General features: G+C 60.2%; 18 protein-coding genes. 8 read left to right on the top strand and 10 right to left on the bottom strand.

All coding sequences use genetic code 11. The annotated features are described in order from the left end of the window. On the top strand, positions 1–1,289 hold a 1,289-nt coding region (locus tag GIW28_RS21215), incomplete at its 5' end, for a toprim domain-containing protein (RefSeq protein WP_236490410.1). A gap of 104 nt (positions 1,290–1,393) precedes the next feature. Here GIW28_RS21215 and GIW28_RS21210 read toward each other — a convergent pair. Next, entirely contained in the window at positions 1,394–2,113 is a 720-nt protein-coding gene (locus GIW28_RS21210; protein WP_017135134.1) for a response regulator transcription factor, read from the bottom strand. A gap of 293 nt (positions 2,114–2,406) precedes the next feature. Between GIW28_RS21210 and GIW28_RS21205 the strand changes: the two genes are divergently transcribed. Then, a complete protein-coding gene (locus GIW28_RS21205) occupies positions 2,407–3,336 on the top strand; it encodes a FecR family protein (protein WP_236445635.1) in 930 nt (309 codons plus the stop codon). 3 nt (positions 3,337–3,339) lie between these two features. Next, positions 3,340–5,619, top strand: a complete 2,280-nt coding sequence (locus GIW28_RS21200; RefSeq protein ID WP_017135136.1) for a CHASE2 domain-containing protein — start codon at positions 3,340–3,342, stop codon at positions 5,617–5,619. A 181-nt stretch (positions 5,620–5,800) separates the two neighbouring features. Here the strand turns inward: GIW28_RS21200 and GIW28_RS21195 are convergent, their stop codons facing one another. The 4 genes from GIW28_RS21195 to glyQ all read right to left on the bottom strand — a co-directional run bounded on the left by GIW28_RS21195 (position 5,801) and on the right by glyQ (position 10,197). After that, on the bottom strand, positions 5,801–6,571 hold the full coding sequence (locus tag GIW28_RS21195; RefSeq protein ID WP_017135137.1) for a lysophospholipid acyltransferase family protein: 771 nt from the start codon (positions 6,569–6,571) through the stop codon (positions 5,801–5,803). Positions 6,572–6,653: 82 nt separating this feature from the next. Beyond that, positions 6,654–7,190 (bottom strand): D-glycero-beta-D-manno-heptose 1,7-bisphosphate 7-phosphatase, encoded by a 537-nt coding sequence (gene gmhB, locus GIW28_RS21190; protein ID WP_169987925.1) that lies wholly within the window; start codon positions 7,188–7,190, stop codon positions 6,654–6,656. Positions 7,191–7,192: 2 nt separating this feature from the next. Further along, on the bottom strand, positions 7,193–9,247 hold the full coding sequence (glyS, locus tag GIW28_RS21185) for a glycine--tRNA ligase subunit beta (RefSeq protein ID WP_176992448.1): 2,055 nt from the start codon (positions 9,245–9,247) through the stop codon (positions 7,193–7,195). Then, positions 9,244–10,197, bottom strand: a complete 954-nt coding sequence (gene glyQ / locus GIW28_RS21180) for a glycine--tRNA ligase subunit alpha (RefSeq protein ID WP_003187265.1) — start codon at positions 10,195–10,197, stop codon at positions 9,244–9,246. Before glyQ ends, glyS begins: the two co-directional genes overlap by 4 nt. Positions 10,198–10,278: 81 nt before the next feature. On the opposite strand from glyQ, the gene GIW28_RS21175 reads away from it, so the two are divergent. Both GIW28_RS21175 and GIW28_RS21170 read left to right on the top strand, forming a co-directional pair. Further along, positions 10,279–10,836, top strand: a complete 558-nt coding sequence (locus tag GIW28_RS21175; protein ID WP_017135140.1) for a DNA-3-methyladenine glycosylase I — start codon at positions 10,279–10,281, stop codon at positions 10,834–10,836. 40 nt (positions 10,837–10,876) lie between these two features. Next, positions 10,877–11,764 carry a lysophospholipid acyltransferase gene (locus GIW28_RS21170; protein ID WP_017135141.1) on the top strand — a complete coding sequence of 296 codons (888 nt, stop codon included), beginning with the start codon at positions 10,877–10,879 and terminating at the stop codon, positions 11,762–11,764. A gap of 188 nt (positions 11,765–11,952) precedes the next feature. Here GIW28_RS21170 and GIW28_RS21165 read toward each other — a convergent pair whose 3' ends face one another. The 5 genes from GIW28_RS21165 to def all read right to left on the bottom strand — a co-directional run bounded on the left by GIW28_RS21165 (position 11,953) and on the right by def (position 16,637). Beyond that, on the bottom strand, positions 11,953–12,264 hold the full coding sequence (locus GIW28_RS21165; protein WP_065932011.1) for a tetratricopeptide repeat protein: 312 nt from the start codon (positions 12,262–12,264) through the stop codon (positions 11,953–11,955). A gap of 141 nt (positions 12,265–12,405) precedes the next feature. After that, entirely contained in the window at positions 12,406–13,779 is a 1,374-nt protein-coding gene (trkA, locus tag GIW28_RS21160) for a Trk system potassium transporter TrkA (RefSeq protein ID WP_017135143.1), read from the bottom strand. A 21-nt stretch (positions 13,780–13,800) separates the two neighbouring features. Then, a complete protein-coding gene (gene rsmB, locus GIW28_RS21155) occupies positions 13,801–15,111 on the bottom strand; it encodes a 16S rRNA (cytosine(967)-C(5))-methyltransferase RsmB (protein WP_017135144.1) in 1,311 nt (436 codons plus the stop codon). Further along, entirely contained in the window at positions 15,108–16,061 is a 954-nt protein-coding gene (fmt, locus tag GIW28_RS21150) for a methionyl-tRNA formyltransferase (protein ID WP_236445637.1), read from the bottom strand. The genes rsmB and fmt overlap by 4 nt, the downstream gene beginning before the upstream one ends. Positions 16,062–16,130: 69 nt before the next feature. Continuing rightward, on the bottom strand, positions 16,131–16,637 hold the full coding sequence (def, locus tag GIW28_RS21145) for a peptide deformylase (RefSeq protein WP_017135146.1): 507 nt from the start codon (positions 16,635–16,637) through the stop codon (positions 16,131–16,133). A gap of 135 nt (positions 16,638–16,772) precedes the next feature. On the opposite strand from def, the gene GIW28_RS21140 reads away from it, so the two are divergent. The 3 genes from GIW28_RS21140 to GIW28_RS21130 all read left to right on the top strand — a co-directional run bounded on the left by GIW28_RS21140 (position 16,773) and on the right by GIW28_RS21130 (position 19,323). Next, positions 16,773–17,540, top strand: a complete 768-nt coding sequence (locus tag GIW28_RS21140; RefSeq protein WP_017135147.1) for a hypothetical protein — start codon at positions 16,773–16,775, stop codon at positions 17,538–17,540. A gap of 63 nt (positions 17,541–17,603) precedes the next feature. Next, positions 17,604–18,707: a DNA-processing protein DprA gene (gene dprA, locus GIW28_RS21135; RefSeq protein ID WP_186617212.1), complete on the top strand. Its 1,104-nt coding sequence runs from the start codon at positions 17,604–17,606 to the stop codon at positions 18,705–18,707. A gap of 58 nt (positions 18,708–18,765) precedes the next feature. Further along, the gene (locus GIW28_RS21130) at positions 18,766–19,323 is read left to right on the top strand and encodes an L-threonylcarbamoyladenylate synthase (RefSeq protein WP_017135149.1); all 558 of its coding nucleotides are present in this window, start codon (positions 18,766–18,768) and stop codon (positions 19,321–19,323) included. Positions 19,324–19,357 lie beyond the last annotated feature (34 nt).

The raw sequence follows: 19,357 nt of genomic DNA, 5'->3' as shown, positions 1-19,357 counted from the left end.
CCGCCGCGGCGTGCGCCGGAGAGGGCGCAGTAAACGCAGGGAAGACGCCCCGCCGTAAAGGCGCGTTGGATATCGCCGGCCTGCCGGGCAAACTGGCTGACTGCCAGGAGAAGGACCCTGCCCTCTCCGAACTGTACCTGGTGGAAGGTGACTCTGCTGGCGGTTCCGCCAAGCAGGGTCGTAACCGTCGCACCCAGGCTATCCTGCCGTTGAAGGGTAAGATCCTCAACGTCGAGAAGGCCCGCTTCGACAAGATGATTTCCTCTCAGGAAGTCGGCACCTTGATCACGGCGTTGGGCTGCGGTATTGGCCGCGATGAGTACAACATCGACAAACTGCGTTACCACAACATCATCATCATGACCGATGCTGACGTCGACGGTTCGCACATCCGTACCCTGCTGCTGACCTTCTTCTTCCGTCAGTTGCCGGAGCTGATCGAGCGTGGCTACATCTACATCGCTCAGCCGCCGTTGTACAAAGTGAAAAAGGGCAAGCAAGAGCAGTACATCAAAGACGACGACGCCATGGAAGAGTACATGACGCAGTCGGCCCTGGAAGATGCCAGCCTGCACTTGAACGACGAAGCCCCGGGCATTTCCGGTGAGGCGCTGGAGCGTTTGGTTAACGACTTCCGCATGGTAATGAAGACCCTCAAGCGTCTGTCGCGCCTGTACCCTCAGGAGCTGACCGAGCACTTCATCTACCTGCCTTCCGTGAGCCTGGAGCAGTTGGGCGATCACGCCCACATGCAGAATTGGCTGGCTCAGTACGAAGTACGTCTGCGCACCGTCGAGAAGTCTGGCCTGGTTTACAAAGCCAGCTTGCGTGAAGACCGTGAACGTAACGTGTGGCTGCCGGAGGTTGAACTGATCTCCCACGGCCTGTCGAACTACGTCACCTTCAACCGCGACTTCTTCGGCAGCAACGACTACAAGACCGTGGTTACCCTCGGCGCGCAATTGAGCACCCTGTTGGACGACGGTGCTTACATCCAGCGTGGCGAGCGTAAGAAAGCGGTCAAGGAGTTCAAGGAAGCCCTGGACTGGTTGATGGCTGAAAGCACCAAGCGCCACACCATCCAGCGATACAAAGGTCTGGGCGAGATGAACCCGGATCAACTGTGGGAAACCACCATGGATCCTGCTCAGCGTCGCATGCTGCGCGTGACCATCGAAGACGCCATTGGCGCAGACCAGATCTTCAACACCCTGATGGGTGATGCGGTCGAGCCTCGCCGTGACTTCATCGAGAGCAACGCCTTGGCGGTGTCCAACCTGGACTTCTGATCAGGCTACCCGCTAAAACAAAAAGGCCAACGCTAAGCGTTGGCCTTTTTTATTGGGTGAAACTTAAGCGTTTTACAATTGCTCCACGTGGAACATCAGCGTTTTTAACCTTGGGCAGCCGCCACACTCTCCAACCGATAGCCATACCCGTAGATGGTCAGCAGCTGCCAGCCCCGGTCTGCGGTCAACCCCAGCTTGTTACGCAGCCGATAAATATGTGTATCCAGTGGCCGTGAGGAGACCATTTCTTCATGGCTCCAAAACCGCTCATACAGGTATTCCCGAGACAGTGGCCGAGCCAGGTTGGCGAACAAGCAACTGGCCAGGCGGTATTCACGCTCAGTGAGATTGATCGGCTTACCCGCGCGCGTCACCGTCAGTTCGGCATCATCAAAGGTCAGGTCGTTGAAACTCTGCACCTCATTAGTCGCTGGCTTTTGCAGCCCATGGCGGCGTAGCACGGCGTTGACCCGAGCCTTGAGTTCGTTTGGCCGAAACGGCTTGCTGACGTAATCATCCGCCCCGCTGTTGAGTGCGGTGACGATATCGCTCTCGGCATCGCGGCTGGTCAACATGATTACGGCGGGTGGTGAGTCCATGTGCTCGCGGGTCCAGCGCAACAATGCGATGCCTGTGATGTCCGGCAGTTGCCAGTCGAGGATCAACAGGTCAAAGGTTTCGCGGCGCAGTTGGCGCAGCAGGTCTTCACCGCGTTCGAAGAAATGCAGGGACCAGGGTTGCTCTGCGGTGCTGGGGATCTGTCGCAGCGTCTGTTCAACCCGACGCAATTCAGCGGGTTCGTCGTCCAGTATTGCGACACGCATGGGTGGGTCCTTTCTACAAAAAATACGACAGCCGACGGTCTGTTCAATCGCGTAGGTAATGCACAGATGCCTGTGGTTGAATCTGAATAATTATGGCCAGACTCAATGCTCACAGGATCTATCGGTACGCTGATATCAAAGGGCCGTAAACCCGTTTAAAGTCTTGCGTACCTACCAGGCGAAAGATACCGGCTCCTACCCTTGAGGAAAAGGATCAGCCGACACATGCGCTGCCGTAGACCTGTATGTGCTGAGGTCAGATGCCGTCTGAAACTACTCGGGTGATGAGCTCCATGACCTGTTCTGCCTATCGATTATGCTGTGCCCTACCCGCGTTACTGGCCCTGGTCATCAGTACAGCCCAGGCTGCAACGCCCTATCGCCCTGCTTATATTGACGAGCCGTTCCTGTGCCGTGCGCACCCGTTGCCAGCAGTTGTGCAGCATTTGACGGGTGAAGCCTGGAAGCTCGATGCCAAAGGCGGGGCGCAGCATCTACTGGAAGGGATGAGCATTGATGAGCAAGAAGGCGTGAAGACTTCGACATCGGCTTTCGTCAGCCTGCGCCTGGGTGATGGTTCCAGTGTGGTGCTGCCCTCCAGTTCACAGGTGCGGCTGCACTGGGTGGAAAAACAGGCGATTCCCCAGGTCATTCTGGAACAGGGCCAGGTCGAGACCTATGTGATCAAACGGGCCAGTGACTACGACCGTTTTCAGATCGTGACGCCCGTCGGCGTTCTGGGCGTGCGTGGCACGCACTTTCGCGTGCGCAATGACGGCGAGCAATCCGTGCTGGAGGTGCTGAATGGCCAGGTAGCGGTTAACCGTGCAGCAAGCAACGCCGCAGCCGAAGTGAAGGTGGACGCACGCCAAGGTCTGCTGATCAGACAACAAGGTGAACTCAAGCCCGTGGCGCTTTTGCCCGCGCCTGTATTAATCGGCCAGGATGGCCAAAAAGGTCAGTCGCCAGTCTGGAGCCTGTACCTGCGGCCATTACCCGGTGCACAGCGCTACCGCGCCCAAGTCGCGACCGACTCAGCCTTTATGAACATCAAGCAGGAAAACTTTTCCAGTGAGCCGAAAATGCGCTTCACTGGGCTCAAAGCATCGTTTTACCACGTGCGTTTGTCCGCCTACGACGCGCTGGGCCTGGAGGGAGAAACCGGGGTCTATGACATTTTCTATTACCCACCCGCCACTCAGGCACAGGCCAGTGGTGGTTAACCCATGATGCTTTGGCGCAAGGCCGAGAAACGCCAGCCCACTCATGCCCAGCGCTTGTTCCACGGCCTGGTGCGCGAGTGGTTGTGGATAGGTTTGCTGTTATTGCCAATGACGGCCTACCTCTCGTTGAGCCCGGGCCTGGCGCTGAACAACCCGCTGTATGACAGCCTCAGGCGCCTGGCGCCGTTGCCGGTAGACCCGCGCATCGTGCTGGTGACCATTGACGATCCTAGCCTGAAAGAGTTGGGTCGCTGGCCCTGGCCGCGCAGTTTGCACGCCGACCTGATCGACCGCCTGAGCGCCGCGCAGCCAGCGGCCATCCTCTTCGATGTGATCTTCAGTGAGCCCGGTGTGCCTGCCAACGACCAACGCCTCGCAGCCGCCGTGTGCAACGCCGGCAACGTGGTACTGCCGTTGCTGCGTGAGGAAGCGGCGAACTACAGCACGCCGGACGCGCAAATGTTGCCGCTGCTCAAGTGTGCTAAAGGTCTCGGGCATATCAATGTTGAAGCCGACAGTGACGGCGTGGTGCGCAGCCTGTTTATGCGTGAAGGCCCACCCGGTGACACCACGCCGCAGTTGGCGTGGGTGGCCTATGCATTGAGCGGCCAGGCCTCTGAGATGCCAGGGGAACCCCAGCAACCGATTAACCCGTCCTGGCACCGGGAGCACGCCATTCGGATCCCGTTCATCGCTGCCGACACCCGCTTTCCTACGGTCTCCTACGCCAGCGTTATACGCGGTGAGGTCGAACCTGAACGGCTGCGGGGTCGGCTTATTCTGGTAGGCGCCACTGCGTCCGGCATGGGCGATCGTTTCGTCACCCCACTCTCCTCGACTGTCGGCACCACGGCGGGTGTTGAGATCCAGGCCAACGTGCTCAACGGCCTGCTGCAAGGGCGCAGCATCGTTGATCTACCCGGCGCGGTGTCGGCCTTGATGGCGACTGCCTGGGTGGCATTGTTACTGGGCCTGTTGTTGTATCGCCCACGCTACGCGCTCTGGATGACCCTGGGCTGCATGGCCACCGCATTGCTCGGCGCGTGGGTGTTGCTGCGCCAGGGCCACTGGTGGTCACCGGCCGCGTGCCTGATTGGTTTGCTGCTCAGCTACCTGATATGGAATTGGCGGCGCCTCAGCGTGATCCTGGCCTACTTCGGCTGGGAGCTTGCGCGGCTGGATAACGAACCCAAAGTACTGCCCGAGCGTCGTCGTGCGCCCGCGAGCAAGGGCGATGTGCTGCAAGCGCGGATCTTTGCCCTGGAACAAGCGGTAAGCCGTACACGCGATACCCGGCGGTTTATGGCCGACGGTCTGGAGTGCCTGCCGGTGGCGACGCTGATTACCGACCCCAAAGGCAGCATCCTGCTGGCCAACCGGATTGCACGTGAGGTGTTCAGTAATGAGTTGGTCAACCAAAACCTCCTCGAACAACTCGGCGACCTGGGTTATCCGCCGCTGCACAATGGCGTGCGCCCTGCTCTCTCAGCGTTGGAACTCGTTGAGTTTCGCGATATCCATCAGCGCAGCCTGCGCATTGAGCTTGCCCCTTTGCTGCCGGCTGAAGGCGACGTCGCCCTCGGCTGGCTGATGAGCCTCACAGACTTGAGCAAAGAGCGCGAAGCGCAGCAGCACCGCGAAACCATGCTGCGCTTCCTGTCCCATGACCTGCGTGCGCCACACTCGGCGATCCTGGCGCTGCTGGATGTGCATGGCGGTGAGTCGCCGGTGTTTGCTCAGATCGAGCAACAGGTCAGGCGCGCGCTGAGCCTGACTGAATCCTTCGTACAACTGGCCAAAGCTGAGGCCGATGGCTACCAGTTTCAGCCCACGCTGTTTGCCATGCTGGTCATGGATGCTTTCGATCAAGTGGCGGTCATTGGCCAACTTAAAGGCATCCACCTGGTTCATGATCTGGACGAAGCCGATGAAGGCATGGTGTACGCCGATCAATCGCTGCTGACCCGAGCGTTGTTCAACGTGCTGGAGAATGCGATCAAGTATTCCCCTTCCGGTACTACCGTCACCTTGAGCCACGGCAGCGCGCAAGGATGGCTGGAATGCCGCATCAGCGATCAAGGACCCGGTATTGCGCCAGAGGATTTGCCCGAGCTATTCAGCCAATACCGACGCTTCGATTCGGCCCAAGGCAGTGAAGGTTTGGGGTTGGGGTTGACCATGGTCAAAGCTGTAGTGGAGCGCCATGGCGGTCGCATTCAGTGTGAAAGCGAGGTGGGTAAGGGTTCGACTTTCAGCCTGCAACTGCCGTTACTCGAGGATTGAAAAACGTACTTTTTCACGGTGCATAAAAAACCGGTCACAAGGACCGGTTTTTTTATGCGGGAAAAACTTATGCACGTTTTTCGCGATTTTATGAGCTTTGGAAATATGTAAGTAAATCAGCTTGTTATGAGGCAAAAACACCATTTCGCCAACAAACCGTACACAGGTTATCCACAGATCACTAAATCGCAGGTGTCTCGACTACAACCGGCTCTGGAGGCAGCGAACCCATGGCCCGTTGCTGCGCTTCATTCCACGCCTGTGCGCGGTCATTGAGTGCGGCGATGGCGCGTGGCCCTTCACCTTCGGCGTACATGGGCTCGCCAATGACCACAGTGATAGTGCCTTCACGCTTGGCCCAACCGGTCTTCGGCCAGAATTTGCCGGCGTTGTGCGCAATCGGCAGCACCGGCAGATGGGCGTTGACCGCCAAAGCAGTACCGCCGCGTGAGAACTTGCCCACGGTGCCAAACGGCACACGCGTACCTTCCGGGAAGATCAGCACCCAAACACCATCCTTGAGCAGCTCGTCACCCTTCTTGGCCACGTGTTTGAGCGCCGCCTTGGGGTTGTCACGGTCGATGGCGATCGGCCGCAGCATGGCCATCGCCCAGCCGAAGAACGGCACGTACAGCAGCTCACGCTTAAGCACCTGGCTCAGAGGCGAGAAGTACGCGGACAGGAAGAACGTTTCCCACGTGCTCTGGTGATTCGACAGAATCACGCAGGGCTGGTCCGGGACGTTTTCAGCGCCCTTGATCTCGAAACGGATGCCCAGGAATACCTTGGTCAGCCACAACGCACAGCGACACCAATAGACGTTGATAAAACGATAACGCGCCTTGAACGGCAGGAACGGCGCGATAAAAAAGCTCAGGGTGCACCACAGAAACGAACTGGTGCCCAGCAGCAGGTAAAAGAAGAAGGTTCTGATGGCCTGCAAAATCGACATGGCAGCATTTACCGTTGCGGGACATGGCCCGCCTGCTAAAAGCACACTCCCGAGCAATCCTTGTTCAGGAAGTCGAGGGCGGCTAGTTGTTAATAAGTTCTGCGGCAACCGCCGCCAGATCGTCAAAAATCAGAGTGCCTACCGGCAGGTTTTTCGCCTGGGTCTTTTCGCCTTTCCCGGTCTTAACCAAAACTGGCTGAGAGTCGACGGCTTTGGCCGCCTCCAGGTCACCGAGGCTGTCCCCGACGAACCATAGCCCAGCTAACGGCACCTTGTAATGTTCTGCAATGGTTTTCAACATGCCAGGCTTGGGTTTGCGGCACTCGCAGCCCTCATCCGGCCCGTGGGGGCAGTACACCACCAGCCCCACCTCACCGCCCTGCTCGGTCACTAACGCGCGCAAACGCGCGTGCATGGCGTCCAGGGTGGCGATGTCGTAATAACCGCGGGCGATGCCGGACTGGTTGGTGGCGATGGCCACCGTCCAGCCGGCTTTGCTCAACTGCGCGATGGCCTCGATCGAGCCGGGCAGTGGAATCCATTCCGCCACCGACTTGATGTAAGCGTCGGAGTCGTAATTGATCACTCCGTCCCGATCGAGAATCAGCAGTTTCAACATGGTCAGCCCAGTACAGAAATGTCAGCGATGTTGATGAACAAGCCGCGCAGGCGTGCCAGCATGGCGTAGCGGTTTTTCCGCACGCCAGCATCTTCGGCATTGATCATCACCGCTTCAAAGAACGCATCCACCGGCTCACGCAAGGTGGCCAGGCGCGCCAGTGCTTCGGCGTAATTGCGTTCGGCGAGCAGCGGCTTCACCGCGTTTTCCGCTTTGGCGATGGCCGAGTTCAGCGAGAACTCCTTGGCATCGGCAAACAGGCCAGGGTCGACTTCGGCATTGCCGAGGTTGTCGGCCTTGCTCAGCAGGTTCGACACACGCTTGTTCACGGCGGCCAGAGCCTCGGCTTCCGGCAGCTTGCGGAAGGCTTGTACGGCCTGTACGCGCTGATCGAAGTCCAACGCCGAGCCCGGTTGCAGGGCACGTACCGACAGGTAGACGGAAACGTCCACGCCTTCGTCTTCATAACGCGCACGCAGGCGGTCGAACACAAACTCCAGCACTTGCTCGGCCAACCCGGCTTGCTTGACCTTGGCGCCAAACTGGCCGACTGCAAACACCACGGCCTGGGTCAGGTCGAGGTCGAGCTTTTTGTCGATCAGGATACGCAGCACGCCCAAAGCCGCACGGCGCAGGGCATACGGGTCTTTGCTGCCGGTAGGCAACATGCCGATACCGAAGATACCGACGAGGGTGTCCAGCTTGTCAGCGATGGCCACGGCCGCACCGGTCAAGGTGCTCGGCAGCTCAGCGCCAGCGCCGCGCGGCATGTACTGCTCGTTCAGAGCCAGGGCCACATCGTCCGGCTCGCCGTCGTTGAGGGCGTAGTAGTAACCGGCAACGCCTTGCATCTCCGGGAACTCGCCGACCATTTCGGTGGCCAGGTCGCACTTGGACAGCAAGCCAGCGCGGGCTGCCCAGGCAGCGTCACCGCCAATGCGTGGGGCAATGTAGGCGGCCAGCTTGGAAACGCGCACGGCCTTGTCGTAGACGCTGCCGAGTTTTTCCTGGAACACCACGTTTTGCAGGCGCAGGTTGAAGTCTTCTAGCTTCTGCTTCTTGTCTTGCTTGAAGAAGAACTCGGCGTCAGTCAGGCGCGGGCGCACGACTTTCTCGTTACCGGCGATGATCTGCTGCGGGTCTTTGCTTTCGATGTTGGCCACGGTGATAAAACGCGGCAGCAGCTTACCGTCCACATCCAGCAGGCAGAAATACTTCTGGTTGTCCTGCATGGTGGTGATCAGCGCTTCTTGCGGCACGTCGAGGAAACGCTCCTCGAACGAGCACACCAGCGGCACCGGCCATTCAACCAGCGCGGTCACTTCGTCGAGCAGGCTTGGCGGCACGATGGCGGTGCCTTCCTGCAGGCGGGCCAGCTCTTCGGTGCGCTTGCTGATCAGCTCGCGGCGCTCGTTGGCATCGGCCAGTACGTAAGCGGCACGCAGGTCGGCGGCGTAGTTGGCCGGCGAGGTGATACGCACGGCTTCTGGATGGTGAAAGCGGTGACCACGGGAATCACGGCCAGCCTTCTGGGCGAGTATCGTGCAGTCGATGACTTGGTCACCGAGCAACATCACCAGCCACTGAGTTGGGCGCACGAACTCTTCCTTGCGAGCACCCCAGCGCATGCGCTTGGGGATAGGCAAGTCGTTCAGGGAGTCTTCAACGATGGTCGGCAACAGGCTTGCCGTTGGCTTGCCGGTGATGACCTGGCTGAAACGCAGTTTCGGGCCGCTCTGGTCGATCTCGCTCAGCTCGACGCCACACTTCTTGGCAAAACCAAGGGCGGCTTGAGTCGGATTGCCTTCAGCATCAAAAGCCGCCTGACGCGGTGGGCCGTCGAGGTTGATGCTGCGGTCCGGCTGCTGGGTTTCCAGCGCGGTCAGCAACACCGCCAGGCGACGTGGCGCGGCGTAGACTTTTTTCGCGGCGAACTTCAGGCCAGCGCTGTGCAGGCCTTTTTCGATACCGGCCAGGAACGCATCGGCCAGGGTGTTGAGTGCCTTGGGTGGCAGCTCTTCGGTGCCCAGTTCAACCAGGAAATCTTGAGCACTCATTGTGCAGCCTCCAGCTTAGCCAACACTTCATCACGCAGGTCCGGGGTTGCCATCGGGAAGCCCAGCTTGGCGCGAGCCAACAGGTAGGCTTGGGCGACGGAACGCGCCAGGGTGCGTACACGCAGGATGTATTGCTGGCGCGCGGTCACCGAGATGGCACGGCGGGCGTCCAGCAGGTTGAAGGTATGGGACGCCTTCAACACCATTTCATAGCTCGGCAACGGCAGCGGCTGGTCGAGTTCGATCAGGCGTTTGGCTTCGCTTTCATAGAAGTCGAACAGTTCGAACAGCTTGTCGACGTTGGCGTGTTCGAAGTTGTAAGTGGATTGCTCCACTTCGTTCTGGTGGAACACGTCGCCGTAGGTGACTTTGCCGAACGGGCCGTCAGCCCACACCAGGTCGTAGACCGAATCCACGCCTTGCAGGTACATGGCCAGGCGCTCGAGACCGTAGGTGATCTCGCCGGTCACCGGGTAGCACTCGATGCCGCCGGCTTGCTGGAAGTACGTGAACTGCGTCACTTCCATGCCATTGAGCCAGACTTCCCAGCCCAGGCCCCAGGCGCCCAAAGTTGGCGATTCCCAGTTGTCTTCGACGAAACGGATGTCGTGCACCAGTGGGTCCAGGCCGACATGTTTCAGCGAGCCCAGGTACAGCTCCTGGAAGTTATCCGGGTTCGGCTTCAATACCACCTGGAACTGGTAGTAGTGCTGCAGACGGTTCGGGTTTTCGCCGTAGCGGCCGTCAGTCGGGCGACGACTGGGCTGCACATAAGCGGCGTTCCAGGTTTCCGGGCCGATGGCCCGCAGGAATGTAGCGGTGTGGAAAGTGCCGGCGCCTACTTCCATATCGTAGGGCTGAAGTACCACACAACCTTGCTCGGCCCAGTATTGCTGGAGGGCGAGGATCAAGTCTTGGAAGGTACGCACGGCTGGCGTAGGCTGGCTCACGAAATTCACCTGTTACTTGGGCTGCGATTTAAAGAGCGGGAGTATACCCGATTCGGCCCTGCCACCACTCCCTGGAGCCTTATGCCACGCTGCTTTTGGTGTTCTGAAGATCCGCTGTACATGGCTTATCACGATCAGGAGTGGGGAACGCCGCTGCGCGATGCGCAGGGTTTGTTCGAGTTGCTTTTGCTCGAAGGGTTCCAGGCGGGCCTGTCCTGGATCACCGTTTTACGCAAACGCGAGCATTATCGAAAGGTCTTGTTCGGCTTTGATGCGCAGCGTTTGGCCAGGCTGACCGATGCTGAAATCGAAGCACTGATGCTCGATCCAGGCATCGTGCGTAACCGCCTAAAGCTCAACGCCACCCGCCGCAACGCCGCCGCCTGGCTGGCGCTGGAAGATCCGGTGGGGTTGCTCTGGTCCTTTGTTGGCGGCGTGCCCAAGGTCAATCACTTTACCGATCGCAGCCAAGTCCCGGCGATTACCCCCGAGGCTGAAGCCATGAGTAAAGCGTTGAAAAAAGCCGGTTTCACCTTCGTCGGCCCGACCATCTGCTACGCGTTCATGCAGGCCTCGGGCATGGTCATGGACCACACTCAGGACTGCGACCGTTACGCGGACTTGGCCAACGCCGGTTAGAATGCCCGCTTTGCGCACCACACACGATCAGGAGTGACCTGTGGAAAAGTTTAAAGGCGCCTTGCTGGTAGGCGCTCTTCGGTTGTTTGCCCTGCTGCCCTGGCGCGCTGTCCAGGCCGTCGGCACGGCGATTGGCTGGATCATGTGGAAAACCCCCAACCGCTCCCGCGACACGGTGCGGATCAACCTCTCTAAATGCTTCCCGGACATGGACCCGGCCGCCCGCGAGCGTCTGGTGGGCCAAAGCCTGATGGACATCGGCAAGTCGCTGACCGAAAGCGCTTGCGCCTGGATCTGGCCGGCACAGCGTTCCATCGACCTGGTGCGCGAAGTCGAAGGCCTGGAAGTGCTGCATGAGGCATTGGCCTCAGGCAAAGGCGTGGTTGGCATCACCAGCCACCTGGGCAACTGGGAAGTGTTGAACCACTTCTATTGCAACCAGTGCAAACCGATCATTTTCTACCGCCCGCCCAAGCTCAAGGCGGTGGATGAGTTGCTGCAAAAACAGCGGGTGCAGTTGGGCAACCGCGTGGCGGCGTCCACCAAGGAAGGCATCCTCAGTGTGATCAAGGAAGTGCGCAAAGGTGGTCAGGTGGGTATTCCGGCTGACCCGGAGCCGGCGGAATCTGCGGGCATCTTCGTGCCGTTTTTCGCCACCCAGGCGCTGACCAGCAAGTTTGTGCCGAACATGCTCGCAGGCCACAAGGCTGTTGGCGTGTTCCTGCATGCCCTGAGGCTGCCGGACGGTTCGGGTTACAAAGTGATTCTGGAAGCAGCGCCGGAAGATATGTACAGCACCGACACGGCTACCTCCTGCGCGGCGATGAGCAAGGTGGTGGAGCGTTATGTCGGCGCCTACCCGAGCCAGTACATGTGGAGCATGAAGCGCTTCAAGAAACGCCCGCCGGGTGAAGAGCGCTGGTACTGACCACGTGATCGTTCCCACGCTCCGCGTGGGAACGCCGCCTGTGACGCTCCGCGTCACGGTTTTAAGGGCAGGCGCAGAGCGCCCAGGGCTGCATTCCCACGCAGAGCGTGGGAACGATCATAAACTCGGTTTTTCAGCCATACCGAGGTGATGCTATCGCAGGCAAGCCAGCTCCCACAGGGATCAATTCAGGCCAGGCGATCGAGTTTCTTCAGGAACACCGTCATCTCTTTTTCAGCCTGTTTGTCGCCATGTGCCAGGGCTGCTTCTATGCCCTTTTCCCAAGCTAACCGTGCTGCAGCGTTATCACCCTGCCCTTGCTGAGCCTTGCCCAACAGCTTCCACGCCGCCGAATACTTCGGGTCGAACTCGACGCATTTCTGCAAATGCTCGGCCGCCTTGGCGTTGTCCTTCAAGTCCAGATAACCCTTGCCCAAGCCAAAGCGCAGCAATGAATTATCCACACCCTTGGCGAGCATTTTTTCCAGGGATTCGAGCATTTATTATCACCTTGAGCGAAAAAAGGCTGTTGTGGCGAGGGAGCTTGCTCCCGTTGGATTGCGCAGCAGTCCCCCAACATTTTGCGAGCGCTTCGCACTCGAGCGGGAGCAAGCTCCCTCGCCACAATGAAATATTCCTGCCTAGAAAAAACTCAGCCCCACGTGAAACAGCTTCTCCACATCGCGAATGTGCTTTTTATCCACAAGGAACAGAATCACATGGTCACCCGTAGCGATCATCGTGTCGTCATGGGCGATGATCACTTCTTCATCACGAATAATCGCACCAATGGTGGTGCCCGGCGGCAGGCCGATATCGCGGATCGCCTTGCCGATCACTTTGCTCGACTTTGAATCACCATGGGCAATCGCCTCGATGGCTTCCGCCGCGCCCCGGCGCAGGGAGTGCACGCTGACGATATCGCCACGGCGCACGTGGGCCAGCAAGGTGCCGATGGTGGCCAACTGCGGGCTGATGGCGATGTCGATGTCGCCGCCCTGGATCAGGTCGACGTAGGCCGGGTTGTTGATGATGGTCATCACCTTCTTCGCCCCCAGCCGCTTGGCCAGCAACGAGGACATGATGTTGGCCTCGTCGTCGTTGGTCAGGGCCAGGAAGATATCGGCGTCGGCGATGTTTTCTTCCATCAGCAGGTCGCGGTCCGAGGCGCTTCCTTGCAATACCACGGTGCTGTCGAGGGTGTCGGACAAATGTCGGCAGCGTGTCGGGTTCATCTCGATGATCTTGACCTGGTAGCGGCTCTCGATGGCCTCGGCCAAGCGCTCGCCGATCTGCCCGCCGCCGGCAATGACGATGCGTTTGTAGCTCTCATCGAGTCGACGCATTTCGCTCATCACTGCACGAATATTCGCTTTGGCAGCGATGAAAAACACTTCGTCGTCCGCTTCGATCACCGTATCGCCCTGTGGCAGGATCGGCCGGTCGCGACGGAAAATCGCCGCCACGCGGGTTTCCACATTCGGCATATGTTCGCGCAGTTGGCGCAGTTGCTGGCCCACCAGCGGACCGCCGTAATAAGCCTTTACCGCCACCAGTTGCGCCTTGCCTTCGGCAAAGTCGATGACCTGCAAGGCGCCGGGAATTTCGATCAGGCGCTTGATGTAGTGGGTCACCACTTGTTCAGGGCTGATCAGCACATCCACCGGAATCGCATCGTTGTCGAACAGACCGGCGCGGGTCAGGTAGGCGGCTTCGCGCACGCGGGCGATCTTGGTGGGCGTGTGGAACAGGGTATGGGCGACTTGGCAGGCGACCATGTTGGTCTCGTCACTGTTGGTCACCGCCACCAGCATATCGGCATCGTCGGCACCGGCCTGGCGCAGCACCGTCGGGAATGACGCACGGCCTTGTACGGTGCGGATGTCCAGGCGGTCGCCCAGGTTGCGCAGGCGCTCGCTGTCGGTGTCGACCACGGTGATGTCGTTGGCTTCGCTGGCCAAATGTTCGGCCAGTGTGCCGCCGACCTGCCCTGCACCAAGGATGATGATTTTCATCCGGTCACTCCCTTAAACCCATTAGCCGCGCGCGGCAGCAATCTTGATCAGTTTGGCGTAATAGAAGCCATCGTGTCCGCCTTCCTGCGCGAGCAGTTGGCGGCCGTGGGGCTGCTTGATACCGGCCGCCGTGGCGAGGTCCAGCTCCCGTGCGCCACTGGTGCGGGCGAGGAAGGCTTGGATCACCTCGGTATTTTCTGTCGGCAGCGTGGAGCACGTGGCGTAGAGCAGGATGCCGCCGACTTCCAGCGTTGGCCACATTGCATCGAGCAGTTCGCCTTGCAGCACGGCCAGGGCGGCGATGTCGTCGGGTTGGCGGGTGAGCTTGATATCCGGGTGACGGCGGATCACGCCAGTGGCGGAACATGGCGCGTCGAGCAGGATGCGCTGGAACGGCTTGCCGTCCCACCACGTGGCGGTGTCGCGGCCGTCGGCGGCGATCAGCTCGGCGCTCAGGCCCAGGCGTGCAAGGTTTTCACGCACGCGCACAAGGCGCTTGGCTTCCAGGTCGACGGCGACTACACCGGCCAGGTCTTTTTCGACTTCCAGAATGTGACACGTCTTACCGCCCGGCGCGCAGCAGGCGTCCAGTACGCGTTGGCCTGGGGCCAGGTCGAGCAGGTCGGCGGCCAATTGTGCGGCTTCGTCCTGCACGCTGATCCAGCCTTCGGCAAAGCCCGGCAGGCTGCGCACGTCGGTGGCCGCTTCCAGCACGATGCCGTCGACGCTGTACACGCACGGCGCGGCGTTGATGCCGGCACCGGTGAGCAATTGCAGGTAGGCGTCACGGCTGTGGTGGCGACGGTTGACCCGCAAAATCATCGGCGGGTGCGCATTGTTGGCGGCGCAAATGGCTTCCCATTGCTCGGGCCAGAAGGCTTTCAGGGATTTTTGCAGCCAGCGCGGGTGCGCTGTGCGCACCACCGGGTCATGTTCCAGTTCGGCCAGCAGCGCTTCGCTTTCACGCTGGGCGCGACGCAGTACGGCATTGAGCAAGGCCTTGGCCCACGGCTTCTTCAGCTTGTCGGCGCAGCCGACGGTTTCACCGATGGCGGCATGCGCGGGCACGCGGGTGTAGAGCAGTTGATAAAGGCCGACCAGCAGCAGCGCCTCTACATCGGCGTCGGCGGCCTTGAACGGCTTTTGCAGCAGCTTGGCCGCCAGGGCCGACAAGCGCGGCTGCCAGCGGGCGGTGCCAAAGGCCAGGTCCTGGGTGAAACCGCGATCACGGTCTTCAACCTTGTCCATTTGTGTAGGCAACGAACTGTTCAGCGAAGCCTTGCCGTTGAGTACGGCAGCGAGCGCCTTGGCGGCGGCCAGACGCGGGTTCATTGAGCGACCGCCCCGAGAACCGTGCCCAAGGCAAATTTCTCACGACGGCTGTTGAACAAGTCGCTGAAATTAAGCGCCTTGCCGCCGGGCAATTGCAGGCGGGTCAGGCACAGCGCCTGTTCACCGCAGGCGACCAACAGGCCGTCCTTGCTGGCGCCGATGATTTCACCCGGAGCACCTTTGCCATCCACTAAGGTGGCGGCCAGCACTTTCAACGCTTCGCCATTGAGGGTGCTGTGGCAGATCGGCCACGGGTTGAAGGCACGCACCAGGCGTTCCAGCTCAACGGCCGGGAGGTTCCAGTCGATACGCGCTTCGTCTTTATTCAGTTTGTGTGCGTAGGTGGCGAGGCTGTCGTCCTGTACTTCGCCTTCCAGCGTGCCGGCCGCCAGGCCAGCGATGGCCTGGATCACGGCGGGCGGGCCAAGTTCGGCCAAGCGGTCGTGCAGGCTGCCGCCGGTGTCTTCAGCCGTGATTGGGGTGGCAACCTTGAGCAGCATCGGGCCGGTATCCAGACCCGCCTCCATGCGCATCACGGTCACACCGCTTTCAAGGTCACCGGCTTCGACGGCGCGCTGGATCGGCGCCGCACCGCGCCAACGCGGCAGCAACGAAGCGTGGCTGTTGATGCAGCCCAGGCGCGGGATATCCAGCACCGCTTGAGGCAGGATCAAACCGTAAGCCACTACCACCAGCAAGTCGGGCTTCAACGCAGCCAGTTCCGCCTGGGCATCGGCGTTGCGCAGGGTTGGCGGTTGCAGCACAGGGATGTTGTGTTCAAGCGCCAACTGCTTGACCGGGCTTGGCATCAGTTTTTGCCCGCGACCGGCCGGGCGATCCGGCTGGGTGTACACCGCCACGATTTCATAAGGGCTGGCAAGCAGCGCCTTGAGGTGTTCGGCAGCGAATTCGGGAGTGCCGGCAAAAACAATGCGCAGTGGCTCGGTCATGGGAGTTCTCGGTTAAAAACAGTCACAAAAGAAAAAGGCTTGCCGCAGCAAGCCTTTGGAAGAAGGGCATCAAGCTTGCTGGCGATGCTTTTTTTCCAGCTTCTTCTTGATCCGGTCGCGTTTAAGCGTGGACAGGTAATCAACAAACAGCTTGCCGTTGAGGTGGTCGCATTCATGCTGAATGCACACTGCCAGCAAGCCTTCGGCGATCAGTTCGTAGGGCTTGCCGTCACGGTCCAGGGCCTTGATCTTCACGCGCAGCGGGCGTTCGACGTTCTCATAGAACTCCGGCACTGACAGGCAGCCTTCCTGGTATTCGCCCATCTCTTCGGTCAGCGGTTCGAACTCGGGGTTGATAAACACCCGCGGCTCGCTGCGATCTTCCGACAGGTCCATGACCACGACGCGCTGATGCACGTTGACCTGGGTCGCGGCGAGGCCGATGCCCGGGGCTTCATACATTGTTTCAAACATGTCATCGACCAACTGACGAACCTTGTCGTCCACTACGGCCACCGGTTTGGCGATCGTGCGCAGGCGCGAGTCGGGAAATTCGAGGATGTTCAAAATAGCCATAAGCGTAATTGCTGCACATGTGAGGTAGAGGCAAATCGGCGTTGGGATGGACCCAGACCGCCGGTGTGAAAGGTTCGAAAGCCGCTAAGGCTCTGGCATTTCACGCGAACGCACATAATAAAGGAGATTGACCCCATGAGGAAATCGCTACTCGTCTTGCTGTTGTGGGCGCCGCTCGCCATGGCCCTGGTTTCCCAGCCCGGCCCGCGCCTGGAACAGGCGACGCAACAGGCCATCCGCCACTTCTTGCTGCACAACCGCATTTTCGATACACCCCAGGACCTGGACAACGCCCCTTACATTGTTGCCGCCGACGCGGGGCGAGTCCTGGGCGCCAACGGTGAGCGCGTGCATGCCCGCGGTGACCTGGACCCGGCCCAGCCGGACTATGGGATCTTTCGTCGCGGCAAAACCTACACCGACCCGCAAACCCAGGAGCTGCTGGGCATCAATGCCGACGACATCGGCAGCGCACGCTTTGTATTGGCGGGCGACCTCAGCACCCTGGCCGTGCAAAGGGTGACCCAGGAAGTGCGCCCAGGCGACCGCTTGCTGCGTGCCGAACCGCCCGTCGAATGGGCTAATCGGGAGCCTGCGACTTTCATCGAAGGGCACATTATCGATATTCCCAAGGGTGTCACCCAGATCGGCGTAATGGATGCCGTGACCTTGAACAAGGGCCGCCGTGACGGTCTGGCCGAAGGCCACCTGCTCACGGTGATCAAGGCCGGCGTGAGCGTACGCGACAGCCTCTCTGGCGCCCCGGCCCAACTCCCCGATGAAGATGCCGGCACGCTGCTGGTGTTTCGCACCTACGAAAAACTCAGTTATGGCCTGGTGCTCAGAGCCTCGCGTTCACTCGCGGTCATGGATCGATTCGAGACTGCCCGACAAACGCAATAAATAGCCTGCTAAATAAGTTACCAACAGAGTTATCCACAGCTTGTTCAGATCAAGGACGATCAAATGTATCCGACAAACAGCCCTGAAATTTCCCCTGCAGAACTGGAAGCCCGACTACGCTTGCACAGGCTGCCGGAACTGGGCCCCAAGCGTTTTCGTGTATTGATTGACGCATTTGGTTCTGCCTCCAAGGCCATCAGCGCCCCGGCGAGTGCCTGGCGTTCTCTCGGGTTGCCACCCATTAGCGCCGATGCCAGGCGCAGCCCTGAAATTCGAGATGGCGCCAGTGATGCGCTCGCATGGTTGGAGCGCCCGGCCCAGCATTTACTGATGTGGGACCAGCCTGAGTACCCTGCGTTACTGGCGCAGATCGACGATGCACCGCCGTTATTATTCGTTGCCGGCGAGCCAAACATTCTCGAAAAACCGCAGTTGGCCATGGTCGGCAGTCGCCGTGCATCACGCCCTGGGATGGACACTGCCACCGCCTTTTCGCGCAGCCTGGCAAGCGCCGGTTTTGTCATCACCAGTGGCTTGGCCTTGGGCATCGACGGTGCTGCGCACCAAGCGGCATTAGATGTCGGGGGGCAGACAATCGGCGTGCTCGGCACCGGCCTCGAAAATTTTTATCCACAACGCCACCGCCAGCTCGCCGCCGCGATGATTGCCCAGGGCAGCGCGGTGGTTTCCGAGTTTCCGCTGGACGCCGCGCCCCAGGCCGCCAACTTTCCAAGGCGCAACCGGATCATCAGCGGCCTGTCGCTGGGGGTGCTGGTGGTGGAAGCCAGCATGGCCAGTGGTTCGCTGATCACCGCCAAGCTTGCCGCCGAGCAAGGGCGTGAGGTGTATGCGATTCCGGGCTCCATTCATCATCCGGGCGCCAAGGGCTGCCATCAGTTGATTCGCGACGGTGCGACGCTGGTGGAGTCCATCGAGCACATCCTGGACGGCTTGCGCGGTTGGCAGGCGTTGTCCCGCCCGGCGCCGATGCCGGTCACCCATCCGCTGGTGGCGCTGTTGCACGCGGCGCCCCTCACCAGCGAGGCCTTGGCGATTGCCAGCGGGCGGCCGTTGTCCCACACACTGGCGGCGCTTACCGAGCTTGAGCTTGAGGGCCAGGTGATCTGCGAAAGCGGGCGCTGGCTTGCGCGCGGCCCGCTTATGTAATTAGTTTTTGCAAAGAACATCGGTAAACTGCCCACAGCTTTAGTCCGGAGAGTGAGCAATGGTCAACAGGTGGCGTGTGCTGGAAGCCGCACGAGAAATTCGCGCAGGCGCGGTGATTGCCTATCCGACCGAAGCGGTCTGGGGCCTGGGCTGCGACCCGTGGAATGAAGACGCGGTGGACCGGCTGCTGGCGATCAAGAATCGCTCGGTCGACAAGGGGCTGATCCTGGTGGCGGACAATATCCGTCAGTTCGATTTTCTGTTTGAAGACTTCCCGGACACCTGGATCGACCGCATGGCCAGCACCTGGCCGGGGCCGAATACCTGGCTGGTTCCGCATCAGGGCATGTTGCCGGAATGGGTGACCGGTGTGCATGACACCGTGGCGCTGCGGGTCAGTGATCATCCGTTGGTTAGGGATTTATGCGCACAGGTGGGGCCGTTGATCTCTACCTCAGCCAACCCGCAAGGCCGCCCGGCGGCGCGTACGCGGATTCGCGTGGAGCAGTATTTCCGTGGCCAAGTGGATTTGGTGCTGGGTGGTGCCCTGGGTGGGCGCAAGAACCCGAGCCTGATTCGTGATTTGGCGACGGGTGAGGTAGTGCGGCCTTCTTGAGACCGAGGCGCGGCCATCGCGGGCAAGCCCGGCT

The sequence above is a fragment of the Pseudomonas sp. PA-5-4B genome, assembly GCF_021606215.1.
GTDB lineage: Bacteria > Pseudomonadota > Gammaproteobacteria > Pseudomonadales > Pseudomonadaceae > Aquipseudomonas > Aquipseudomonas edaphica.
The sequence above is the reverse complement of the archived record's forward strand: the minus strand, read 5'-3'. Positions and strand labels throughout refer to the sequence as shown.